The organism is Paracoccus tibetensis (assembly GCF_900102505.1).
GTDB lineage: Bacteria > Pseudomonadota > Alphaproteobacteria > Rhodobacterales > Rhodobacteraceae > Paracoccus > Paracoccus tibetensis.
Window position 1 is genome coordinate 21,327 of record NZ_FMVT01000012.1, and the last position, 20,614, is coordinate 41,940.

Annotated in this window: 27 protein-coding genes; 12 read left to right on the plus strand and 15 right to left on the minus strand. The window is 69.1% G+C overall.

Annotated features, from left to right (window positions below):
- Positions 1-33 precede the first annotated feature (33 nt).
- On the minus strand, positions 34-885 hold the full coding sequence (locus BLP73_RS15440) for a LysR family transcriptional regulator (RefSeq protein ID WP_090746901.1): 852 nt from the start codon (positions 883-885) through the stop codon (positions 34-36).
- Positions 886-978: 93 nt separating this feature from the next.
- Between BLP73_RS15440 and BLP73_RS15445 the strand changes: the two genes are divergently transcribed.
- From BLP73_RS15445 to rpmE, 9 genes are all read left to right on the plus strand, one after another.
- Positions 979-1,566, plus strand: coding sequence for an FMN-dependent NADH-azoreductase (locus BLP73_RS15445; RefSeq protein ID WP_090746700.1), 588 nt, complete (start codon positions 979-981; stop codon positions 1,564-1,566).
- A gap of 205 nt (positions 1,567-1,771) precedes the next feature.
- Positions 1,772-3,268 (plus strand): signal recognition particle protein, encoded by a 1,497-nt coding sequence (gene ffh, locus BLP73_RS15450; RefSeq protein ID WP_090746703.1) that lies wholly within the window; start codon positions 1,772-1,774, stop codon positions 3,266-3,268.
- Position 3,269: 1 nt separating this feature from the next.
- Positions 3,270-3,806 (plus strand): GNAT family N-acetyltransferase, encoded by a 537-nt coding sequence (locus BLP73_RS15455; RefSeq protein ID WP_245686694.1) that lies wholly within the window; start codon positions 3,270-3,272, stop codon positions 3,804-3,806.
- 100 nt (positions 3,807-3,906) lie between these two features.
- Positions 3,907-4,203 (plus strand): chorismate mutase, encoded by a 297-nt coding sequence (locus BLP73_RS15460; protein ID WP_090746706.1) that lies wholly within the window; start codon positions 3,907-3,909, stop codon positions 4,201-4,203.
- Between the two features lie 38 nt (positions 4,204-4,241).
- The gene (gene rpsP, locus BLP73_RS15465; RefSeq protein WP_090746710.1) at positions 4,242-4,598 is read left to right on the plus strand and encodes a 30S ribosomal protein S16; all 357 of its coding nucleotides are present in this window, start codon (positions 4,242-4,244) and stop codon (positions 4,596-4,598) included.
- A gap of 67 nt (positions 4,599-4,665) precedes the next feature.
- Entirely contained in the window at positions 4,666-5,175 is a 510-nt protein-coding gene (rimM, locus tag BLP73_RS15470) for a ribosome maturation factor RimM (RefSeq protein ID WP_090746713.1), read from the plus strand.
- Positions 5,168-6,031 carry a tRNA (guanosine(37)-N1)-methyltransferase TrmD gene (gene trmD / locus BLP73_RS15475; RefSeq protein WP_090746715.1) on the plus strand — a complete coding sequence of 288 codons (864 nt, stop codon included), beginning with the start codon at positions 5,168-5,170 and terminating at the stop codon, positions 6,029-6,031. Before rimM ends, trmD begins: the two co-directional genes overlap by 8 nt.
- Positions 6,028-6,411 (plus strand): 50S ribosomal protein L19, encoded by a 384-nt coding sequence (gene rplS, locus BLP73_RS15480; RefSeq protein WP_090746718.1) that lies wholly within the window; start codon positions 6,028-6,030, stop codon positions 6,409-6,411. Before trmD ends, rplS begins: the two co-directional genes overlap by 4 nt.
- Before the next feature lie 14 nt (positions 6,412-6,425).
- The gene (rpmE, locus tag BLP73_RS15485; RefSeq protein WP_090746720.1) at positions 6,426-6,647 is read left to right on the plus strand and encodes a 50S ribosomal protein L31; all 222 of its coding nucleotides are present in this window, start codon (positions 6,426-6,428) and stop codon (positions 6,645-6,647) included.
- Between the two features lie 55 nt (positions 6,648-6,702).
- Here the strand turns inward: rpmE and BLP73_RS15490 are convergent, their stop codons facing one another.
- Positions 6,703-6,909: a hypothetical protein gene (locus BLP73_RS15490; protein WP_090746723.1), complete on the minus strand. Its 207-nt coding sequence runs from the start codon at positions 6,907-6,909 to the stop codon at positions 6,703-6,705.
- Positions 6,910-7,068: 159 nt separating this feature from the next.
- On the minus strand, positions 7,069-7,275 hold the full coding sequence (locus tag BLP73_RS15495; protein ID WP_090746726.1) for a hypothetical protein: 207 nt from the start codon (positions 7,273-7,275) through the stop codon (positions 7,069-7,071).
- 110 nt (positions 7,276-7,385) lie between these two features.
- Between BLP73_RS15495 and BLP73_RS15500 the strand changes: the two genes are divergently transcribed.
- Positions 7,386-8,918: an ATP-dependent DNA helicase gene (locus BLP73_RS15500; protein WP_090746908.1), complete on the plus strand. Its 1,533-nt coding sequence runs from the start codon at positions 7,386-7,388 to the stop codon at positions 8,916-8,918.
- Between the two features lie 73 nt (positions 8,919-8,991).
- On the opposite strand, the gene BLP73_RS15505 is transcribed toward BLP73_RS15500, so the two are convergent.
- Positions 8,992-9,753, minus strand: a complete 762-nt coding sequence (locus BLP73_RS15505; protein WP_090746729.1) for an EcsC family protein — start codon at positions 9,751-9,753, stop codon at positions 8,992-8,994.
- 7 nt (positions 9,754-9,760) lie between these two features.
- Complete coding sequence (locus BLP73_RS15510; RefSeq protein WP_090746732.1) at positions 9,761-10,300, minus strand: GNAT family N-acetyltransferase; 540 nt, start codon at positions 10,298-10,300, stop codon at positions 9,761-9,763.
- 110 nt (positions 10,301-10,410) lie between these two features.
- Between BLP73_RS15510 and BLP73_RS15515 the strand changes: the two genes are divergently transcribed.
- Together BLP73_RS15515 and BLP73_RS15520 are read left to right on the plus strand one after the other, a co-directional pair.
- Positions 10,411-11,013, plus strand: coding sequence for a flavin reductase family protein (locus tag BLP73_RS15515; protein WP_090746735.1), 603 nt, complete (start codon positions 10,411-10,413; stop codon positions 11,011-11,013).
- A complete protein-coding gene (locus BLP73_RS15520) occupies positions 11,010-11,543 on the plus strand; it encodes an adenine phosphoribosyltransferase (protein ID WP_090746738.1) in 534 nt (177 codons plus the stop codon). The genes BLP73_RS15515 and BLP73_RS15520 overlap by 4 nt, the downstream gene beginning before the upstream one ends.
- On the opposite strand, the gene BLP73_RS15525 is transcribed toward BLP73_RS15520, so the two are convergent.
- From BLP73_RS15525 to coxB, 10 genes are all read right to left on the minus strand, one after another.
- Positions 11,540-12,946 carry an FAD-binding oxidoreductase gene (locus BLP73_RS15525; RefSeq protein WP_090746741.1) on the minus strand — a complete coding sequence of 469 codons (1,407 nt, stop codon included), beginning with the start codon at positions 12,944-12,946 and terminating at the stop codon, positions 11,540-11,542. The two genes, BLP73_RS15520 and BLP73_RS15525, sit on opposite strands and share 4 nt — an antisense overlap.
- The gene (locus BLP73_RS15530; RefSeq protein ID WP_090746744.1) at positions 12,936-13,523 is read right to left on the minus strand and encodes a GNAT family N-acetyltransferase; all 588 of its coding nucleotides are present in this window, start codon (positions 13,521-13,523) and stop codon (positions 12,936-12,938) included. Before BLP73_RS15530 ends, BLP73_RS15525 begins: the two co-directional genes overlap by 11 nt.
- Entirely contained in the window at positions 13,520-14,794 is a 1,275-nt protein-coding gene (locus tag BLP73_RS15535; RefSeq protein WP_281179932.1) for a M16 family metallopeptidase, read from the minus strand. Before BLP73_RS15535 ends, BLP73_RS15530 begins: the two co-directional genes overlap by 4 nt.
- Positions 14,791-16,167: a threonine synthase gene (gene thrC / locus BLP73_RS15540; protein WP_090746746.1), complete on the minus strand. Its 1,377-nt coding sequence runs from the start codon at positions 16,165-16,167 to the stop codon at positions 14,791-14,793. The genes BLP73_RS15535 and thrC overlap by 4 nt, the downstream gene beginning before the upstream one ends.
- 10 nt (positions 16,168-16,177) lie before the next feature.
- The gene (locus tag BLP73_RS15545) at positions 16,178-16,849 is read right to left on the minus strand and encodes an SURF1 family protein (protein ID WP_090746749.1); all 672 of its coding nucleotides are present in this window, start codon (positions 16,847-16,849) and stop codon (positions 16,178-16,180) included.
- Between the two features lie 75 nt (positions 16,850-16,924).
- Positions 16,925-17,752 (minus strand): cytochrome c oxidase subunit 3, encoded by an 828-nt coding sequence (locus tag BLP73_RS15550; protein WP_090746752.1) that lies wholly within the window; start codon positions 17,750-17,752, stop codon positions 16,925-16,927.
- A gap of 32 nt (positions 17,753-17,784) precedes the next feature.
- Positions 17,785-18,360: a cytochrome c oxidase assembly protein gene (locus tag BLP73_RS15555; RefSeq protein WP_245686695.1), complete on the minus strand. Its 576-nt coding sequence runs from the start codon at positions 18,358-18,360 to the stop codon at positions 17,785-17,787.
- Positions 18,357-18,575 carry a hypothetical protein gene (locus tag BLP73_RS15560; protein WP_090746917.1) on the minus strand — a complete coding sequence of 73 codons (219 nt, stop codon included), beginning with the start codon at positions 18,573-18,575 and terminating at the stop codon, positions 18,357-18,359. The genes BLP73_RS15555 and BLP73_RS15560 overlap by 4 nt, the downstream gene beginning before the upstream one ends.
- Positions 18,575-19,510 carry a heme o synthase gene (gene cyoE / locus BLP73_RS15565; RefSeq protein ID WP_090746755.1) on the minus strand — a complete coding sequence of 312 codons (936 nt, stop codon included), beginning with the start codon at positions 19,508-19,510 and terminating at the stop codon, positions 18,575-18,577. Before cyoE ends, BLP73_RS15560 begins: the two co-directional genes overlap by 1 nt.
- 56 nt (positions 19,511-19,566) lie before the next feature.
- Positions 19,567-20,460 carry a cytochrome c oxidase subunit II gene (coxB, locus tag BLP73_RS15570; protein ID WP_245686696.1) on the minus strand — a complete coding sequence of 298 codons (894 nt, stop codon included), beginning with the start codon at positions 20,458-20,460 and terminating at the stop codon, positions 19,567-19,569.
- Positions 20,461-20,614 lie beyond the last annotated feature (154 nt).

A 20,614-nucleotide genomic window follows, 5' to 3' on the forward strand; every position in this document is an offset into this window, starting at 1 on the left:
AAGCCGCAGGGCGCCTCGCCTCAGTGCTTCGCCCTAGTCCAGCAGCCCCTGAAGCGCGCGCAGCACCGCCTGCACCTTGGGCGTGCGATGCAGGTCCACATGGCTCACCAGCCAGAGCGTCGGGTTCCATTCCGGCCGGTGCAGCGCCTCGACAAGCCCGTCCGTCCGCCCGCCCCGCAGCGGCCCGACGGCCAGGCCCGCGCGGATCACCGCCTCGCGCGCTTCGGCGTCGTTCGTCGTCAGCACCCGCGCCTCGGGCGCCAGCCGCTCGGCCAGCCAGCGCATGAAGGGCGCCCCCCGCCCCTCGGGCCCCGGCAGGGCGAAGCGGTGGCCGGCCAGATCGTCCAGCGGCCCGTGCCGCTCGAGGTAGTCGGGCGTCGCATAAAGCGCCTGGTGCAGCTGGCCGAGCGGGCGGACGACGTAATCGGGCTCGGACGGCTCGACCCCGGCGCGGATCGCCACATGCGCCTCGCCCGCGTCCAGCCGGAAGAGGCGCACATCGGTCATGTAGCTCAGCCGCAGCCCGGGATGGGCCGCCAGAAGCTGCGTCAGCCGCGGCATCAGGATCTCGGACAGCTCGGGCAGCGAGGTGACCAGCAGATCCCCCTCGATCCGCTCGCCGCCGCCCGCGATCTGGGCGGCCATCTGGCTGAAGCGCTCGTCCGCCGCGCTGGCCGCCGCCAGCAGCAGCCGCCCCGCCTCGGTCAGCGCATAGCCCCGCGGGTGGCGCTGGAAGAGCTTCGCGCCAAGCGCCGCCTCCAGCGCGTCGATGCGCCGGATCACCGTGGCATGGTGCACCCCCAGCACCCCCGCCGCCCCGCTGACCGTCCCCGACCGCGCCACGGCCAGCGCCGCCCGCAGATCGTCCCAACTCTCGATCCTCATGTGCATCCCCGCACAAAACCTGCGCGCTTATCGCCGTTTCCCCCGGCGGAACCCAGACCTAAATCAACCCCAACGCACAAGCAGGAGACAGCCATGCACATCCTCCATCTCGACAGCGCCATCACCGGCGACGCCTCGGTCTCGCGCCAGCTGACCGCCGACATCGTCGCCCGCCTCAAGGACGCGAACCCGGGCGCCACCGTCACCTATCGCGACCTGAACGAGGGCGTTCCGGCCATCGACACCGACTGGTTCGTCGGCGTCCGCGTCGGCACCGAGAACCCGACCCCCGAGCAGAAGGCCCATCTGGACGCCTCGAACGCCTATCTGAAGGAAGTTCAGGACGCCGACGTGCTGGTCATCGGCCTGCCGATCTACAACTTCACCCTGACCGCGCAGCTGAAGAACTGGCTGGACCAGATCGCCCGCGCCGGCGTCAGCTTCCGCTACACCGCCGAGGGCCCCGAGGGCCTGCTGACCGGCAAGCGCGCCTATATCGCCTATGCCGCCGCCGGCACCCCCATCGGGTCCGAGATCGACTTCGCTTCGGACTACATCCGCCACATGCTGGGCTTCCTCGGCATCACGGACGTGACCTTCGTGCCCGCGGACGGGCTGGCGATGGACCGCGAGGCCGGCATGGCCCGCGCCCGCGCCGCGCTGGAGAAGATCGCGGCCTGATCCGTTCCAAGGCCATGCGAGGCGGCGCCGGTTGACTCCGGTGCCGCCTTTGCGTATCAGGCACCGGATTCCCGGAAGGTCTTGCCTTCCGGTCCCTGCCGCGCGTAGGGATCGCCCCCCGTCAGCGCGTCGCGCCCACGGGGGCGTTATCGTTTTGCTGCGCCCCTCCGGGCGCTTCGTGTTTGGACCGAAGGAGGCTAGGGCGATGTTCGAGAACCTTTCCGACCGTTTGGGCGGCGTCTTCGACCGGCTGACGAAGCAGGGCGCCCTGTCCGAGGATGACGTCACCGCCGCCATGCGCGAGGTCCGTGTCGCCCTGCTGGAAGCCGACGTCTCGCTGCCCGTCGCCCGCAGCTTCGTCAAGTCCGTGACCGCCAAGGCCACCGGCGCCGCCGTGACAAAGTCTGTCAGCCCCGGCCAGCAGGTCGTCAAGATCGTCCATGACGAGCTCATCCGCGTGCTGCAAGGCGACGATGCCCCCGAGGCGCTGCGCATCGACAACCCGCCCGCCCCGATCCTGATGGTCGGGTTGCAGGGCTCGGGCAAGACGACGACCACCGCCAAACTCGCCCTGCGCCTGAAGGACCGCGAGAAGAAGCGCGTGCTGATGGCCTCGCTCGACACCAACCGCCCCGCGGCGATGGAGCAGCTGGCCATCCTCGGCCAGCAGATCGGCGTCGACACCCTGCCGATTGTGCCGGGACAGACCGCCCCCCAGATCGCGCAGCGCGCCAAGACGCAGGCCAGCCTCGGCGGCTATGACGTGGTCCTTCTTGACACCGCCGGCCGCCTCCATATCGACGAAACCCTGATGTCCGAGGTCCAGCAGGTCCGCGACATCGCCCAACCGCGCGAGACGATCCTGGTCGTCGACGGCCTCACCGGCCAGGACGCGGTGAACGTTGCGACCGAGTTCGACGGCAAGGTCGGCATCTCGGGCGTGGTGCTGACCCGCATGGACGGCGACGGCCGCGGCGGCGCAGCACTGTCCATGCGCGCGATCACCGGCAAGCCGATCCGCTTCGTCGGCCTCGGCGAGAAGATGGACGCGCTGGAGACCTTCGACGCGCAGCGCGTCGCAGGCCGCATCCTCGGCATGGGCGACATCGTCGCGCTGGTCGAGAAGGCCCAGCAGGTGCTGGAGGTCGAGCAGGCCGAGCGCATGATGAAGCGGTTCCAGAAGGGCCTCTTCAACATGAATGACCTGCGTGGTCAGCTTGAGCAGATGCAGAAGATGGGCGGCATGCAGTCGGTCATGTCGATGATGCCGGGCATGGCCAAGATGGCCAAGCAGGCGGATGCGGCGGGCTTCGACGACAAGGCCATCAACCGCCAGATCGCGCTCATCAACTCCATGACGAAGAAGGAGCGGGCCAATCCCGACATGCTGCAGGCCAGCCGCAAGAAGCGCATCGCGGCCGGCGCGGGCATGGACGTGGCGGACCTGAACAAGCTCCTCAAGATGCAGAAGCAGATGGCCGACACGATGAAGAAGCTCGGCAAGATGGGCAAGGGCGGGCTGATGAAGCAGGCCATGCGCGCGATGACCGGCAAGGGCGGCGGCCTGCCCGACATGGAGAACATGGACCCCGCGAAACTGGCCGAGGCGCAGAAGATGCTCTCGGACCCCCGCGGCCTCGGCGGCCAGCTGGGCAAGGCGGGCCTGCCCGGCGGGCTCGGCGGGATGTTCGGGAAGAAGTGACGTGACGGTGGGTCTGGACAGATTGGCGGCCTCGGTGCCGGTCCTCGAGACCGAGCGCCTGATCCTGCGCGCCCCGCGCCTGTCGGATCTGGACGCCATCACCGGCTTCGTCACCTCGGACCGCGCCGCCTTTGTCGGCGGGCCGGGCAAGCCCTGGGACGGCTGGACCAGCCTCACCTCGCTGATCGGCCATTGGATGATCCGCGACTTCGGCTGGTGGATGATGGAGGACCGCGCGACTGGCGCCACGGTCGGCCGCACCGGCATCGGCTTCCACGCGGACTGGCCCGAGCCAGAACTCGGCTGGCACATCTACGCGGGCTTCGAGGGCCGCGGCCTTGCGCATGAAGCGGCCCTCGCTGCCCGCACCCACGCACACCGCGTCATGGGCCTCGGCCCCGTCATCTCGCTGATCCACCCCCATAACACCCGCTCGCGGCGTCTCGCCGAACGGATGGGCGCGACGGTGGAATCCGAAACCGTCGTGCGCGAGACGCCCTGCCTCGTCTACCGCCACCCTGTCGAGGTCCCCGCATGACCCGAAAAATCGCACGCCGCTCGGTGCACGTCCTGTGCCGGAACGGTGCACGAACGGTGCACGGCGCCCTTCAGCAAAATCAACCGCTTGGAGAGACAGCGTGACGGACCCCGCCACCCGCGCCGCGGCGCTCCTCAAGGACCACCGCGCCAGCATCGACCGGCTGGACGCGATCCTCGTCTACACCTTGGCCGAGCGGTTCAAGCACACCCAATCCGTCGGCCGCCTCAAGGCCGACCACGACCTTCCTCCGTCCGACCCGGCCCGCGAAGCGAGCCAAATCGAGCGGCTGGAACGCCTCGCGCGCGAGGCCGATCTCGACCCGGAATTCGCGCGCAAATTCCTGAACTTCGTGATCGCCGAGGTTATCCGGCACCACGAGCAATACCAGTCCTGAGGGTCCGCCCTCACCGCCATTCACAAGGAGATACCGCAATGGCCATGAAGATCCGCCTCGCCCGTGGTGGCAGCAAGAAGCGCCCCCACTACGCCATCGTCGCCTCGGATTCGCGCATGCCGCGCGACGGCCGCTTCATCGAGAAGCTGGGCACCTACAACCCGCTGCTCGCCAAGGACAGCGAGGACCGCGTGAAGATGGACATCGAGCGCGTCCAGTACTGGCTGGGCGAAGGCGCGCAGCCGACCGACCGCGTCGCCCGCTTCTTGGAAGCTGCCGGCGTGAAGGAAAAATCCGAGCGCGCCAACATGAAGAAGGCCGAGCCGGGCAAGAAAGCCAAGGCCCGCGCCGAAGAGCGCGCCAAGAAGGCCGCCGCGCCGGCCGACGCCGAATAAGCCACATGGCCCGGCAGTCCCTGCCGGGCCGTTCCTCCTCTGCTGGCCTCAACTGCTGGAACGCCTCATGACGGACAAGATCTGTGTCGGCGCGATCGCCGGGGCCTTCGGGGTCCATGGCGAGGTCCGGCTGAAAAGCTTCTGCACCGAGCCCTCGGACATCGCCGAATACGGCCCCCTCACGACCGAGGACGGCGGGCGCAGCTTCACCATCCGCCTGACCCGCCCCGTGACCGGCGGCATCGGTGCGCGCATCGGCGGTGTCGCGACCCGCGAAGAGGCCGAGGCGTTGAAGGGCACGACCCTCTGGGCGCCGCGGTCCGTGCTGCCCTCGCTGCCCGATGACGAATTCTACCATGCCGACCTGATCGGGCTCACCGTCGTCGATCCCGGCGGCGCGACGCTTGGGCGCGTGCGGGCGATCTACGACCACGGCGCGGGCGACATCCTCGAGGTCGTCGGCGGCGCGCAGCTCCTGCTTCTGCCCTTCACCCGCGCCGTCGTCCCGACGATCGACCTCGGCGCCGGCCGCATCATCGCCGATCCGCCCGGCGAGGGCGTGGCCGACGATGACTGAGCCGAAGTCCCACGGCCGCCTGCAGGTCCGCCCCAGCCTGAAGCCGCGCGAGCTGATGGCCGAGCCGCAGGTTGCGGGCGCCTGGACCGCACGGATCGTGACCCTGTTCCCCGAGGCCTTTCCCGGCATCCTCGGCCTGTCGCTGACCGGCAAGGCGCTGGCGCAGGGGCTGTGGAACCTGCAGACCATCCCTCTGCGCGAGCATGGCATCGGCCGGCACCGCAACGTGGACGACACGCCCGCGGGCGGCGGCGCCGGCATGGTCATCCGCCCGGACGTGCTGGATGCGGCCCTGCGCGCGGTGGGCCCCGGCCTGCCGGTGATCTACATGTCGCCGCGCGGCAAGCCCCTGACGCAGGCCCGTGCCCGCGCGCTGGCGCAGGGGCCGGGCGTCACCCTGATCTGCGGCCGCTTCGAGGGGGTGGACCAGCGCGTCCTCGACGCCCATGCCATCGAAGAGATCAGCATCGGCGACTACGTCCTGACCGGCGGAGAGATCGCGGCTCAGGTCTTGATCGACGCGACGGTCCGGCTTATACCGCGCGTGCTGGGGAATCAGGACTCTCTGGCCGAGGAATCCTTTTCCATCGGCAACAGGGGCCTTCTGGAAGCTCCCCAGTTCACGAAGCCCGCCCTCTGGGACGGCCGCGAGATCCCGCCGGTTCTTCTGTCGGGCAATCACGCGGCCATTGCCGCATGGCGGGCCAGTGAGGCCGAAAGGCTGACCAAGGAACGCCGCCCCGACCTGTGGCGGGCATACCAGGACGGTATGGACCCGGCAAAGGACCGACAGCTCTCGGGCGCATCAGACCAATCGCGGAGCCACCGCGAGCATCACAAGGATCCAGAGCGATGAACCTGATCGCAGAACTCGAAGCCGAGCAGATCGCCCAGCTCGGCAAGACCATCCCGGACTTCAAGGCCGGCGACACCATCCGCGTTGGCTACAAGGTGACCGAGGGCACCCGGTCGCGCGTGCAGAACTACGAAGGCGTCTGCATCGCACGCAAGGGCGGCAGCGGCATCGCGGCCAGCTTCACGGTCCGCAAGATCAGCTTCGGCGAGGGCGTGGAGCGCGTGTTCCCCCTCTATTCGACCAACATCGATTCGATCGAGGTCGTGCGCCGCGGCAAGGTCCGTCGCGCCAAGCTGTATTACCTGCGCGACCGTCGCGGCAAATCGGCCCGTATCGCTGAAAAGACCAATTACCGTCCCCAAGCGGACGCGAAAGCCTGAGACGAGGTCACCCGATGAAAAAAGACATCCACCCCGACTACCACATGATCGAGGTCAAGATGACCGACGGGACGCTCTATCAGACCCGTTCGACCTGGGGCAAGGAAGGCGACAGCATGTCGCTGGACATCGACCCGACCTCGCACCCCGCCTGGACCGGCGGCTCCACGAAGCTGATGGACGCCGGCGGCCGTGTGACGAAGTTCAAGTCGAAATACGCCGGCCTCGGCTTCTGAGCCGGACGGACAGCACGACATTGCAGCGCCGCTCCCTCGGGGGCGGCGTTCTGCGTCAGGCCTTCACCTCGCGGGTGTCGACCTGGCGGCATTTCCAATGCGTCACCATCTCGCCCGGATGGGTGTCGATCCATTTTGCCAGCTCGGCCTGACCCTGCATCAGGCAGGTCATCACGCCGACATCGGCGGTGTAGAGAAGGCTGCGGTCGCGGCATTCTTCCGGCGCGGCGGCAAGGCAGGTGACGAAGAGCAACTCGATCATGGCACACCTCGTTAAGGAACGCCTTGATCATGACCCCCATGCTGCAATGCAGCAAAGAATTCGAATGTGCCTGCACTGGCTTCTGAGCCCTCTGCATGCGCCAAAGGCACCGTCGGGGCGCAGTGCCTTTCTGCGCTGCAGCAACTTGACGCGCGGCGCTCAGGCCCGGCGCTCGCCCTCGCCGGCATAGCGGCATTTCCACTGCTGGACGCGCTCGCCGGGATGGGTCTCGACCCATTGCGCCAGCTCGTTCTGGCCGCGCAGCATGCAGCTGAACAGCCCGTTGCGCTCTTCGAAGAGCAGGCTGTGGTCCTTGCACACCTCGGGCTGGCCGATGAGGCAGGTCACGAAAAACAATTCGATCATCTTGTGCCTCCATCGGCGCGAACATTGTTAACACGCGCGAGCGGGGCAAAGAGTTGCATGGGCAGGCGCCGCCCCTTCGCTTTCCCGCCACGACGAGCTAGATGGGGGCGATGACATCCAGCGCCGCCGTCCCCACCCTTTCTCCCGATCAGGCGGATGCCTGGGACAGCCTGGCCGAGACCTTCGGGGCCGCCGGCATCGACATCATCGCCGAGGAGCTGCACCCGCCCGTCGAGGGCAAGGGCCGCGTGATGGCGGTGATCGGCAAGGCGGGCTCGGGCAAGACGCTGATGCTGTCGCAGATCACCAAGGCGCTGCTCGGCGCCGGTGTCGAGCTGATCAGCCCGGACTGGGAAGGCAAGCGCCGCAAGGACCGGCGCAGCGTCGCGGTGCTGGCGCCGACGAACAAGGCCGCCTTCGTTCTGAGGATGCGCGGCGTGCCGGCGACGACGATCCACCGCATCCTCTACAGCCCGGTCTACGATCCGGATTACGAGAAGATCGCCGAGTGGCTGACCGGCACCGGCGAGCGGCCGACGGTCGAGGGGCTGCCGGACCCGGCGCTGGACCGGGCTCACGCCTTCTACCAGCAGAACGCCTCGATCCCCGGCGCGCTGGCGGCGGCGGGGCTGCGCGGCTCGGACTTCATCCGGGGCTGGAAGCGGCGCGAGGAGGGGCTGGATGTCGGGCTGATCGACGAGGCCTCGATGCTGGACGAGAAGCAGCTGGAGGATCTGCGCGAGATCTTTCCGGTGCTGGTCCTCTTCGGCGATCCGGCGCAGCTGGCGCCGGTCGGCCAATCGGGCGAAATGGTCTTCGACAAGCTGCCCGCCCCGCAGCGCCTGATGCTGAGCCGCATCCACCGGCAGTCGGATGACAGCCCGATCCTGGACCTGGCCCATGCGCTGGCCGACGATCGGCTGAGTTTCGAGGATTTCGAGAGCATGATCCGCCAGGCGGCGCGCCGCGACGACCGCGTGGTCTGGGCCGAGCGGGTCGAGAGCGACCTGATGGCCCGCAGCCCGGTCCTCGTCTGGCGCAACGCGACGCGCATCCGGCTGATCCACGCCTTCCGCACCGCCTTCGGCGCGCCCGGCGACGCGCTGCTGCCGGGCGAGCCGCTGATCTGCGACGGGCTGGAGCTGCCGCTGAAGCACCGCAAGAAGCGGATCGACCTGGAGGCGCGCGGCCTCATCAAGGGGGCGCAGGTCGTCTATCTGGGGCCGGGGCGCAAGCCCGGCTTCTCGCGCCTGCACGTGATCGGGGCCGAGGACCCGCGCCTCTCGGCCGCCTCGATCGTGAAGATCGAGATGCCGGATGCCGAGGAGCCCTTCATCCCCTATGCCGCGCGCATGGGCGCGGCCTTCCTGCACGGCGCGGCGGTGACGATCCACAAGGCGCAGGGCAGCCAGTGGCCCGCGGTGCAGGTCTTCGGCCCCGACATCAGCGCCGCCGCCTGGTCAAACCGGAACGAGGCGGGCATTCCGCTGTGGAAGCGCCTTGCCTATGTGGCCATCACGCGGGCGCAGGAGCGGCTGCTCTGGGTGACCAAGGCGCGGCTGGCCCGCCCGTCGGCGCCGCTGCATGTCGAGGATCTGGACGCGGTCGCGGCGCCCTTGGCGCTGGAGAGCGGCGAGGAGTGATCTGCGTCCCGCGACGGCCGGGGGCGCTTCGCCCCCCGGACCCCCCGAGGATATTGGCAGACCAAAGCAGGGATCAGGCGCGGCGGAGTGCCAGTTGCAGCGCCTCGGCCAAGGCCTCGCGCGGCAGGCCGGTTTCGCGCGCGAGGCGCAGCAGGCCGAAATGGACGCGCGCCAGTTCCTGGTAGTAGCGGGTGAAGGCGTAGTTCAGCGAGGCGCCGGCGAGGGCGCCGATGACCGGGGCGGACTGGACGGCGAGCTTCTGGCCCATCACCATCGACAGGCGCGGCGCCATGGTGCCGATGAGGCCCTGGATCCCCGAGCCGGCGATGGGCAGGCGCGCGGTGCCAAGGCCCGGTTCGGTCTCTTCTGGGACCGGTCCGGCGGCGGCGAAGATGCGCAGGCATTCGAGGCGCACCGCCTCGTCTTCGGGCTCGAAGCCGTGCTCCTCGGCGATCTCCAGCATGGCGCGCAGGAGGAGCGAGATCATGACCGGCAGCTCGGCCAGCGCGCCGGCGAGGCCGGCGGCGCCCCCCGCCGCCCCCGTGGCGGCGAGGCCGAGCCGGTTGAACCAGTCGCCGCGCGGGCGCAGGATGCGGCGGCTGGTGCCGGCGGCGGAAAAGGCACGGCTCAGCCCGGCCCGCGTCGCCCAGTCCAGCTGCGCCCGCCAACCGGCCGGCAGGCGGGCCAGCAGCCGCTCTCCGGACAGGCCGAGGCGGCCGAGTGTCTTCATGACCGGGCCGGCGGCCTCGGCTTGGCGCCGGGCCAGCCGCTCGACCTGCGCCAGGATGCCGGGGTCGGTGATGGGCGGCAGGATCAGCGGGCGTGGGTCTGGCATGAGGCTCTCAGGGTTCGGGGATGGTGACGCATTCGCCGGCGGGAGCCGCGCGGCGGGCATCCTCGGGCGCCCGCTCGACCTCGCCCCCCACGCCAACCCATGCGCCCGCCACCAGTTCCAGCCCGAGGACGCGGTCGGGATTCGTCGGCGGCGGCATCTCGACGTCCTCGAGCTTGGCAAAGCCGAAGCGGTTGTAATAGGGCGCGTCTCCGACCAGCAGCACCCGGCTCCAGCCCAGATCGCGCGCGCGGGCGAGGCTGTCGCGCATCAGCAGCGCCCCCAGCCCCTCGCCCTGCGCCGTCGGGTGGACGGCGATGGGGCCGAGCAGCAGCACCGGCTGGTCCGCCACGCGCACCGGCCAGTAGCGGATCGCCGCCTTCAGGATGCCGTCCTCGCTGCGCAGCACGAGGCAGAGCGGGGCGACCCGCGCCACCCCCTCGCGCAGGCGGTAGGAGGACAGCGCCGTCCGCCCCGGCGCGAAGCAGAGGTCGTAGAGCGCCTCGACCTCGGGCTCGTCGGCAGGGGTCTCGGGGCAGATCTCGGCCATGCGCGTCCTCGTTTTTCGCGGCCCTTATCATGGGTCCGCCGCAGGGGGAACATTGCACGCCCTGAAAAGCGGTGGCAGATTGCGCGCGCATGACATTCAGGAGGCCGTCCATGTTCTATCGCCCCGAAGCCGGACACGGCCTGCCCCACAACCCCTTCAACGCAATCGTGGCGCCGCGCCCGATCGGCTGGATCTCGACCCGCGGCAGCAAGGGCGACAACCTCGCGCCCTATTCCTTCTTCAACGCCGTCGCCTATGTGCCGCCGCAGGTGATGTTCGCCTCGACCGGCAAGAAGGGCGACCGGCCCGGCACCAAGGACAGCGTGGCGCAGATCATCGAGACGGGGGTGTTCTGCGTGAACATCGCCAGCGGGAAGGACCGCGAGGCCGTCAACGCGTCGAGCGCGCCCTTGCCCGCGGGGGTGAGCGAATTCGAGAAGGCCGGGCTGGAGGTTGCCGCCTGCGACAGCATCGACTGCCCGCGCGTTGCGGGTGCTGTGGCGTCGCTGGAGTGCCGGATGACGCAGATCGTGCCCTTGGCGGGCGAGGCGAACTTCGCCGTCTTCGGCGTCGTCACCGGCGTGCATCTGCGCGACGACTGCATCCTGGACGGCCGCTTCGACCCGCGCGCCGCGGGTGGCTGGCTGGCCCGGCTCGGCTACAAGGACTACACGGCCGTGACCGAGCTGTTCGAGATGGAGCGCCCGGCATGAGCCGGTCCGTCCGCGACTACATCCGGTCCATCCACGATTTCCCGCATGAGGGGATCATCTTCCGCGACGTGACGACCCTTTTCGCCGATGCGCGCGGCTTCCGGATGGCCGTCGATCAGCTGCTGCACGGCTATGCCGGGGCGCGGATCGACAAGGTCGTGGGACTGGAGGCGCGGGGCTTCATCCTGGGCGGGGCGGTGGCGCATCAGCTGTCCACCGGCTTCGTGCCGATCCGCAAGAAGGGGAAGCTGCCGGGCACGGTGATCTCGGAGGCCTACCAGCTGGAATATGGCGAGGCGATCATGGAGATCCATGACGACGCGCTGCGCCCCGGCGAGCGGGTGCTGATCGTGGACGACCTGCTGGCGACGGGCGGGACGGCGGCCGCGGCGATCAAGCTGTGCCGGCGCCTTCAGGCCGAGGTGGTGGGCTGCGCCTTCGTGGTGGACCTGCCCGAGTTGGGCGGGCGCAAGCTGCTGGAGGGCATGGACATGCCCGTCCACGTCCTTTGCGAGTTCGAGGGGACCTAGGCGAGAATCACGCCGGGGTTCATGATCCCGACCGGGTCCAGCGCGGCCTTGATGGCGCGCATCGCCGCCAGCCGGGCGGGATCGCCCCATTCCGCCAGATCCGCCGCCTTCAGCCGCCCCACCCCATGCTCGGCCGAGAACGAGCCGCCGCGCGCCACGACCATCTCGTGGATGCGGCGGGTCATGGGCTTGCGATACTGGTCATAATCCTCGCGGGTCCGGCCGGGGGCGGGGAAGAAGTTGTAATGCAGGTTGCCGTCCCCCAGATGGCCGAAGCAGTTGATCCGCATGTCGCCTTCCGCCGCGATCATCGCGCCGGCATCCGCGATGAAGCGGGCGATCTCGGACAAAGGCAGGCTGATATCGTGGTTGGCGATGGCGCCGACATGGCGGTTGGCCAGCGGGATATGCTCGCGCAGGGCCCAGAGTTCGGCAGCCTCGCGGCCCGATTGGGCGATGACGCCGTCGCTGGCCAGCCCCGCCTCGACACCGGCCGCGAAGAGGCCTTCCAGCGCGGCCTGCGCGGAGAGGCCGTCGGGCAGGCCGACCTCGATCAGCACGCTCCAGTCGGGGGGTGCCGGGAAGGGCTGGCGCATCTCGGGAAAGGCCTCGGCGAGAAAGCGCAGCCCCTGCCCCGCGATCATCTCGAAGGCGGTGACGCCGCCCGCCATCCGCGCCTGCGCCAGCGACAGAAGGGTGAGCGCGGCCTCGGGGCCGTCCACGACCAGCAGCGCCACCCCCGTCTCGGCCGGCACCGGCGCCAGCACCAGCGAGGCGGCGGTGATGATGCCAAGCGTGCCCTCGGCGCCGATCAGCAGGTCGCGCAGGTCGTAGCCGGTGTTGTCCTTCCGAAGGCGCTTCAGGTCATGCATCACCTCGCCCGACGGCAGAACGGCCTCGATGCCAAGGCACAACGCGCGGGCGTTGCCGTAGCGCAGCACGTTCACGCCGCCCGCATTCGTCGCCAGCACGCCGCCGATCTGCGCGCTGCCCTGCGAGGCCAGCGACAGCGGGAACTGCCGGCCGACGCGTGCGGCCGCCTCGCGCGCGGCGTGCAGGGTGACGCCGCTCTCGGCGATCATGACGCCCTCGTCCGGGTGGATGCTGCGGATGGCGGTCATCCGCTCCAGCGACAGGACCAGCGGCGCCGGCCCCTGCGACATGACCTGCCCGCCGACCAGCCCCGTGCCGCCGCCGCGCGGGACGACGGGCACGCGGGCTTCGGCGCAGGCGCGGATGATGGCGGCGCATTCCGCCGTGTCGCGGGGGGCGGCGATCAGGCCGGCCTGCCCCAGCCAGCGGCCGCGCGGCTCCTCCAGATAAGCGGGGGCGGGATCGCGCAGCACGCCCTGCGGCAGGCGCGCGGCAAGCGCGGCATCGGCGGGGCAGAGGTCAGCGGGCATCCGTGCGCCCCCTGCGGTCGCGTCGCAGATTGGCGTAGAGGACGTGGTTCCGCCAGCGCCCGTCGATCTGAAGGTAGCTCTGCGCGACGCCCTCGTACTTGAAGCCGGACTTCTCCAGCACCCCGCGCGAGGCGGTGTTCTCCGGCAGGCAGGCGGCCTCGATGCGGCTGAGGTCCAGCGAGGTGAAGGCGTGGTGCACGAGGACGCCGATCGCCTCGGCCATGTAGCCCTGGCGGGCAAACGGCTCGCCGATCCAGTAGCCGATGGTGCCGGATTGCGCCGGGCCGCGCCGGATGTTGTCGAGCGTGATGGCGCCCAGAAGCGCCCCGTCGCTGCGCCGCGCGATGAAGAGCGGGAAGGCCGTGCCCGCGCGGCTGGCCCGGGCCGCCCAGGTGACGCGGTTGGTGAAGCTTTTGCGGGAAAGGTGGTCGGCGGACCAGACCGGCTCCCACGGGGTCAGGAAGGCGCGGCTTGCGTCGCGCAGCCCGGTCCAGGCGTTAAAGTCGGAATGGGCGGGCAGGCGCAGCACGATCCGCTCGGCGTCCAGCCGGACCGGTCGGCGCCTTAGGGTGATCATGCGGCAAGCCTGCGCGCCAGGTCCTCGCGTGCAGGCGCGCCCTCGACCGGCCCGTAAAGCGCCAGCGCCGGCCGCGCCTGCGCGATCAGCGCCTCGGCATGGGCGCGGACATCGGCCAGGGTGACGGCCGCGATGCGGTCCGCGACCTCGGCGGGATCGGGCACCCGGTCCCAGATCGCCAGCGTCCGGGCCATGCGCTCGGCCTGCCCCGACGGGCTTTCGAGGCCCATCAGCAGCCCGGCGCGCAGCTGCGCCTGCGCCCGCGCCATTTCGGCCGGGGTCATGTCCTCGGCGGCGCGCTTCATCTCGTCGATGGTCAGGTCGGCAAGCTCGGCCAAGTCCTCGGCGCCGGTACCGGCATAGATGGTCAGCATCCCGGTATCGTCATGGAAGCCCGACTGCGCGAAGATGGTGTAGCACAGCCCCCGCTCCTCGCGCAGCTTCTGGAACAGCCGCGAGGACATGCCCCCGCCAAGCGCCGAAGAGAAGATCTGCGCGGCGTAGAAGTCAGGCGCCAGGTAGCCCGGCCCCTCCAGCGCCAGCGCGAAATGCGCCTGCTCCAGCGGCTTGATCTGGCGCGTCTCCAGACCCTGCCAGCGCGCCGCCTCACGCGCGGGCTGGATCACGGGCGAGAGGTGGCCAAAGGCCGCCTCGGCCAGCCGCAGGATGCGGTCGTGATCCACCGCCCCCGCCGCCGAGACGATCATCTGGCCCGGGCCGTAGTTCTCGGCCACGAAGCCGGCCAGGTCCTGGCGGTCGAAGCGGCTGACCCGCTCGGCCGGGCCCAGGATGGTGCGGCCCATCGGCTGGTCGGGATAGGCGGCCTCTTGCAGCCAGTCGAAGATGATGTCGTCGGGCGTGTCGAGTGCCTGCCCGATCTCTTGCAGGATGACGCCGCGCTCGACCTCGATCTCGCGGCCGTCGAAGATGGGGTTCAGCACGATGTCCGAGATGACGTCGAAGGCCAGGTCGACATCGTCCTCCAGCACCCGCGCGTAATAGGCCGTGACGTCCCGCGAGGTATAGGCGTTGATGTAGCCGCCCACGTCCTCAATCGCCTCGGCGATCTGCAGCGGCGTGCGGCTGGTCGTGCCCTTGAAGGCCATGTGCTCGAGGAAATGGGCGATGCCGTTCTGCTCGGCCCGCTCGTTGCGCCCGCCGGCGCCGATCCAGATCCCGAGAGCGGCCGAATGCAGCCCGGGCATGTGGCGCGTCACGACGCGCAGGCCGTTGGAAAGGGTCGAGACCCGTGTCAGGCTGCTTTCGCTCACTGCGTTCTCCGTTCAAGGATGAGCGATTTAAGCGCCTCCACGTCGTTTTCAACCCGGCTGACCCGCTCGGGCAGGTCGAACAGCTCGGCCATGTGCGGCGGCAGCGGGGGGCGAATGCCGATGGCACGCTCGACGGCGTCGGGGAACTTGGCCGGATGGGCGGTGGCCAGCGTGACCATCGGCACGCCCGGCTCGATGTGCTGCTCGGCCACGGCGACGCCGATGGCGCTGTGCGGGCAGAGCACCTCGCCGGTGGCCTCGCGCGTGCGGCGGATCGTCTCCAGCGTCTCCTCCTCGGACACGCGGCCCGAGCGGAACTCTTCACGCAGCGTCTCCAGCGCGCCTTGGCTGATGGTGAAGCCGCCCGCCTTCAGCTCGTCCATCAACTGCCGGATCGCGCCGGCGTCGCCGCCATAGGCGAGGAACAGCGCCCGCTCGAAGTTGGAGCTGACCTGGATGTCCATCGAGGGGCTGATCGACGGCGCGACCTCGCCCACCCGGTACTCGCCCGTGGTCAGGGCGCGGTGCAGGATGTCGTTCTGGTTCGTCGCGACGATCAGGCGGCGGACCGGCAGGCCCATACGCTTGGCGATGGAGCCGGCAAGGATGTCGCCGAAATTGCCGGTCGGCACGCAGAAGTCCGTGGGGCGCATCCCCAAGCTTGCGGCGGCGGTGAAGTAGTAGACGATCTGCGCGACGACCCGCGACCAGTTGATGCTGTTGACGCCGGCCAGCCCGACCTCGTCCCGAAAGGCGTGGTCGTTGAAGAGGTCCTTCAGCCGCGCCTGGCAGTCGTCGAAATGGCCCGTCACCGCCAGCGCGTGGACGTTGGCGTTGGGCGGCGTCGTCATCTGGCGGCGCTGCACCTCGGAGACGCGGCCATGCGGATACATGATGAACACGTCCACGTTGTCGATGCCGCGGAACGCCTCGATCGCAGCCGAGCCGGTGTCGCCGGAAGTGGCCCCGACGATGGTGATCTTCTGTCCCGAGCGTTTCAATGCGATCTCGAAGAGCTGCGCGATCAGCTGCATCGCGAAGTCCTTGAAGGCCAGCGTCGGGCCGTGGAACAGCTCCAGCAGGTGATGGCCGGGGGCCAGCTGGACCAGCGGCGCGCGGGCGGCGTGGGCGATGCGGGCATAGGCCCGGTCGATGGCGCCGCGCAGCTCGGCGTCGGTGAAGCAGTCGCCGGTGAAGGGGCGGATGACGCGGAAGGCAACCTCTTCGTAGGGCAGGCCGTCCAGCGTCTCGAGCCCGTCCAGGGTGAGGATCGTCTCGGGGAGGTAGAGCCCGCCGTCACGCGCCAGCCCCGACAGCATGGCCTCTTCGAAGTTCAGAACCGGGGCCTGCCCGCGGGTCGAGACGTAACGCATCATTCGTCCTTCAGTATTGCCGCTGCCTGATACGCCAGATCAGCGCCAGTGTCATCACCGCCCAGGTGGCCGCGATCAGGAACCATTGCAGGGCATAGGCGAAGTGGTTGTTGGGGATTCCCTCGACCGCGACCGGGATCGGCTCGGCCCCTTGGTTGTCGCCGCGGATGAAGCTGGCGACGACCAGCACCGGCTCGGTGCCGAGCTGCGCCGCCATCGCATCGACGTCGCGCGCGAACCAGATGTTCTCGTCAAGGTTCGGCGCGGGCGTCGAGCTGGAGGCGTCCTGCGGCCAGTGCAGGTTGCCTGTGACCTCCAGCCGCACCGGCGGACGCTCGACCCGGCGCAATTCCTGCGGCACGAAACCGCGGTCCAGCAGGATGGCGCGGCCGTCATCGGTGATGAAGCGCGAGATGATCTGGTAACCGGCCCCCTGCTCGCGCGTGTGCGACAGAACGTCGATCTCGGCGCCCGAGGTGGTGCCGCTGACGGTGACCGGCAGGTACTTCATGTCCGGCGCGATCTCGGCCGGCAGAGGCACGGGGGACGCGTTGATGCCGGCCTCGATGTCAGCGATCAGCCCCTCTTTCCAATCGCGCCGGTCCAGCTGCCACAGGCCCAGCTGGACCAGGATGGCGCAGCCGACGATGCCGAGGATCAGGGGGAACAGATAGCGGCGCATGGCGGGACCTTGCTCTTCAATGAAAAACGCGCGGGGAAGGCTCCCCCGCGCGCTGCAATCTTTGGCCGGTGGGGATTAGCTGCCCCAAACGTAGATGACGGCGAAGAGGACCAGCCAGATCACGTCGACGAAGTGCCAGTACCAAGCAGCGGCCTCGAACCCCAGGTGCTGGTTGGGGGTCATCTGACCGCGCATGAAACGCACGAGGCAGACGGCCAGGAAGACCGTGCCGATGATGACATGGGCGCCGTGGAAGCCGGTGGCGATGTAGAAGGCCGAGGCATAGGCGGTGTCGGCAAGGCCGAAGGCTGCATGGCTGTATTCGTAGGCTTGCAGGCCGGTGAAGATCACGCCCAAGGCGACCGCGACGGCGAGGCCGTTGATCGCGACCTTGCGGTTGCCCTCATGCGCCCAGGCATGGTGCGCCCAGGTGACGGCGACGCCCGAGAGCAGCAGGACCAGCGTGTTGATGAAAGGCAGGTGCCAGGGGTCGAAGGTCACGATCCCTTCGGGCGGCCAGACGCCGTCGCGGATCGGGCTTTCCGGTCCCATCGGATAGAGGACGTGCTTGATGAAGTTCCAGAACAGCGTGACGAACAGCATCGCCTCGGAGATCACGAACAGGATGAAGCCGTATTGCAGGCCGATCCGCACGACGGGGGTGTGATCGCCGGACTCGCCCTCGCGCACCATGTCCGCCCACCAGCCGAAGCTGGCATAGCAGAGCGCGACGAAGCCGATCAGGAACATCCACGGCCCGGTGATGGCGACGCCCGCGACCGAGACCTCGCCCGTCATCCAGGCGACGCCGCCGAACAGCGTGACGAAGACCGCCACCGAGGCGAGGAAGGGCCAGATCGAGGCCGGAAGAATATGGTAGTCGTGGTTCTTAGCAGTCGCCATTGCGGATCCCCGTCGGCCCCCTCGAAGTCGTCTTAGTTGATGGTCTCGGACGAAGCCGTGTCAAGCGCCGCCCGGCGCGGCTCGGTCCGGTGGAAGGTGTAGGACAGCGTGATGTCGCGGACCCAGGACGCGTCGCGGTCCTTCACGATCGACGGGTCCACGTAGAAGCTGACGGGCATCTCGATACGCTCGCCGGGCTGCAGCGTCTGCTCGGTGAAGCAGAAGCACTCGATCTTGTCGAAGTAGTAGCCCGAGATCTCGGGCGCGACGTTGTAGCTGGCGGTGCCAGTGATCGGCACGTCCGAGTTGTTGATCGCCTCGTAGAAGGCCAGCCCGTTCTCGCCGATGCGCAGGTCCATGCGGGTCTGCATGGGGCGGAAGGTCCATTCGAGGTTGGGATCGACGTTGGCGTCGAAGCGCACGCGCACGACCTCGTCCAGCACCTCGTCGGGCGCGGCGGTCGAGATCTGCGTCGTGCCGCCGAAGCCGGTGACGCGGCAGAACCAGTCGTAGAAGGGGACGGCGGCCCAGGACAGCGCGCCCATGGTGACGACGACGCCGACCAGCATCGTGACGGTGCGGCCTTCGGGGCTCATGCGCTTCATCATCGGGCTGCCTCCGCCGCCGGTGCGGCCGCCTCCGGCTCCATCGGCAGAAGCGTGGTGCGCGGCTGGTGGTCGTAGGCCTCCAGCAGATGGCCCTGCGTGACCTTGACCACGGTCAGCGCGAAGACCAGCGCGACGAAGGCGATCAGCACGATGCCGAGGCCGACATTGCGCGAGCGGCGGCGGCCGTGGAGTTCGTGTTCGGTTTGAAGCTGCATCACCATGTTCCCATCCAGTTCTGGATCAGCAGGGCCAGGAAGTGCAGGAACAGATAGGACAGCGACAGCCTGAAGACCCGTTTCTCGGTGGCGAACCCGTCGGCGCGGGCCGCCCCCTCCTCGCGGCGCAGGACCTGCCAGCCGCCGCGGATGAAGGCCGCGTTCAGCACCAGCGCCACGGCCAGATAGACCGGCCCGCCGACCGAGGTCAGCCCCAGCCAGATCGAGAAGCCGGCCAGCACCAGCGTGTAGGCGAAGATGTGGCGCCGGGTGACGGCGCGGCCATGCGTGACGGTCAGCATCGGCACGCCCGCGTCCTTGTAGTCGTCCTTCATGAACAGCGCGAGCGCCCAGAAATGGGGCGGCGTCCAGAAGAAGATCAGCGCGAACATCAGGAGCGACTCGATCGAGATGCCGCCCGTGGCGCAGGCCCAACCGATCATCGGGGGGAAGGCGCCCGCGGCGCCGCCGATGACGATGTTCTGCGGCGTCCAGCGCTTCAGCCACATCGTGTAGACGACCGCGTAGAAGAAGATCGTAAAGGCGAGGAAGGCGGCCGCGAACCAGTTGGCGACAAGGCCCAGCATCATCACGGCAAGCCCGGACAGCGCGAGGCCCACGGCCAGCGCCTCGCCCGGCTCGACCCGGCCCGAGGGGATGGGCCGCAACTGCGTGCGCTTCATCACCGCGTCGATGTCGGCGTCGTACCACATGTTCAGCGCACCCGAGGCGCCGCCGCCGAGCGCGATGAACAGCACCGCGCAGAAGGCCAGGAACGGATGCACGTCGACCGGCGCGATCCACAGGCCGACGAAGGCCGTGAACACCACCAGCGACATCACCCGCGGCTTGAGCAGCGCGACGTAGTCGCGGAACTCGGCCTCGGGCGCGGCGGCGTGATAGGCGTTGGCGTCGGCGGCGTTGATGTCGGTCATCGCGGGTCCTTCCTGGGCAGGACCGGCGTAGGGCCGGTCCTGCCTTGGTCATCAGATTACTCGGCGCGGGCCAGCGTGACCTCGGCCTCCGGGTCCAGCGCGGCGGTTTGCGCCGCCTCGGCGCCGTCCAGCGTGCCGCCCTGGCTCTCGATCCAGGCGGCGTAGACGTCCGGCTGCACGGCCTTCACGACGATGGGCATGTAGGCGTGGTTGATGCCGCACAGTTCGCTGCACTGGCCGAAATAGGTGCCCTCGGTCTCGACGTTGAACCAGGCCTGCGCGATCCGGCCGGGAACGGCGTCCTGCTTCACGGCAAAGGCGGGAATGGTCCAGGAATGGATCACGTCGCTGGCGGTGACCTGCAGCAGCACGGTCTGCCCCACGGGCACGACCACGGCGGTGTCGGTGGCCAGCAGGTATTCGTCGGGCGCGTAGCCGTAATCGGCCAGCTCGTCCTCGGCCAGCATCAGCGAGTCGAAGGCGACGCCGTTCTCGGGATATTCATAGGACCAGTACCACTGGTGGCCGGTCACCTTGATGACGAGGTCGGGGTCCTCGGGCATCTCCTGGCTGCGGAACAGGATCGGCAGCGAGAAGGCCCCGATGGCCACCAGGATCAGCACCGGGCCGAGCGTCCAGGCGATCTCGATCGGGGTGTTGTGCGTGAAGCGGGCGGGAACCGGGTTCGACTTCGAGTTGAAGCGGAAGATGACGATCAGCAGCAGCAGGCAGACCAGCACCGTGATCGCGGTGATGATATAGAGCACGAAGTGATCCAGCCACTGCTGGTCCCGCGCCAGTTCCGTCGCGGCCGGCTGGAAGCTCGTCCCGCGCGCAACCGGTTTTCCGATCGTGGGCAGATCGCCCAACACGTCCTGCGCCAGCGCCGTGCTCGCCACCATGCCCGCAGTCGCGAACCCCGAAGCTGCCGCGACTGCACGGCGAATCATCGCTCTTGCCATCATTCCATCCCGTTGCGTTGGCCCGGCCTCAACAGCCGCGGGGGCGGCCGGGAGGCTGCCCCTTTTCCTTTCACAGTGACCGCTCTATGACCATATCTCGCCCTCTCGGGCAAGTGATACCTAGACAAGTTCGGCCGGAATG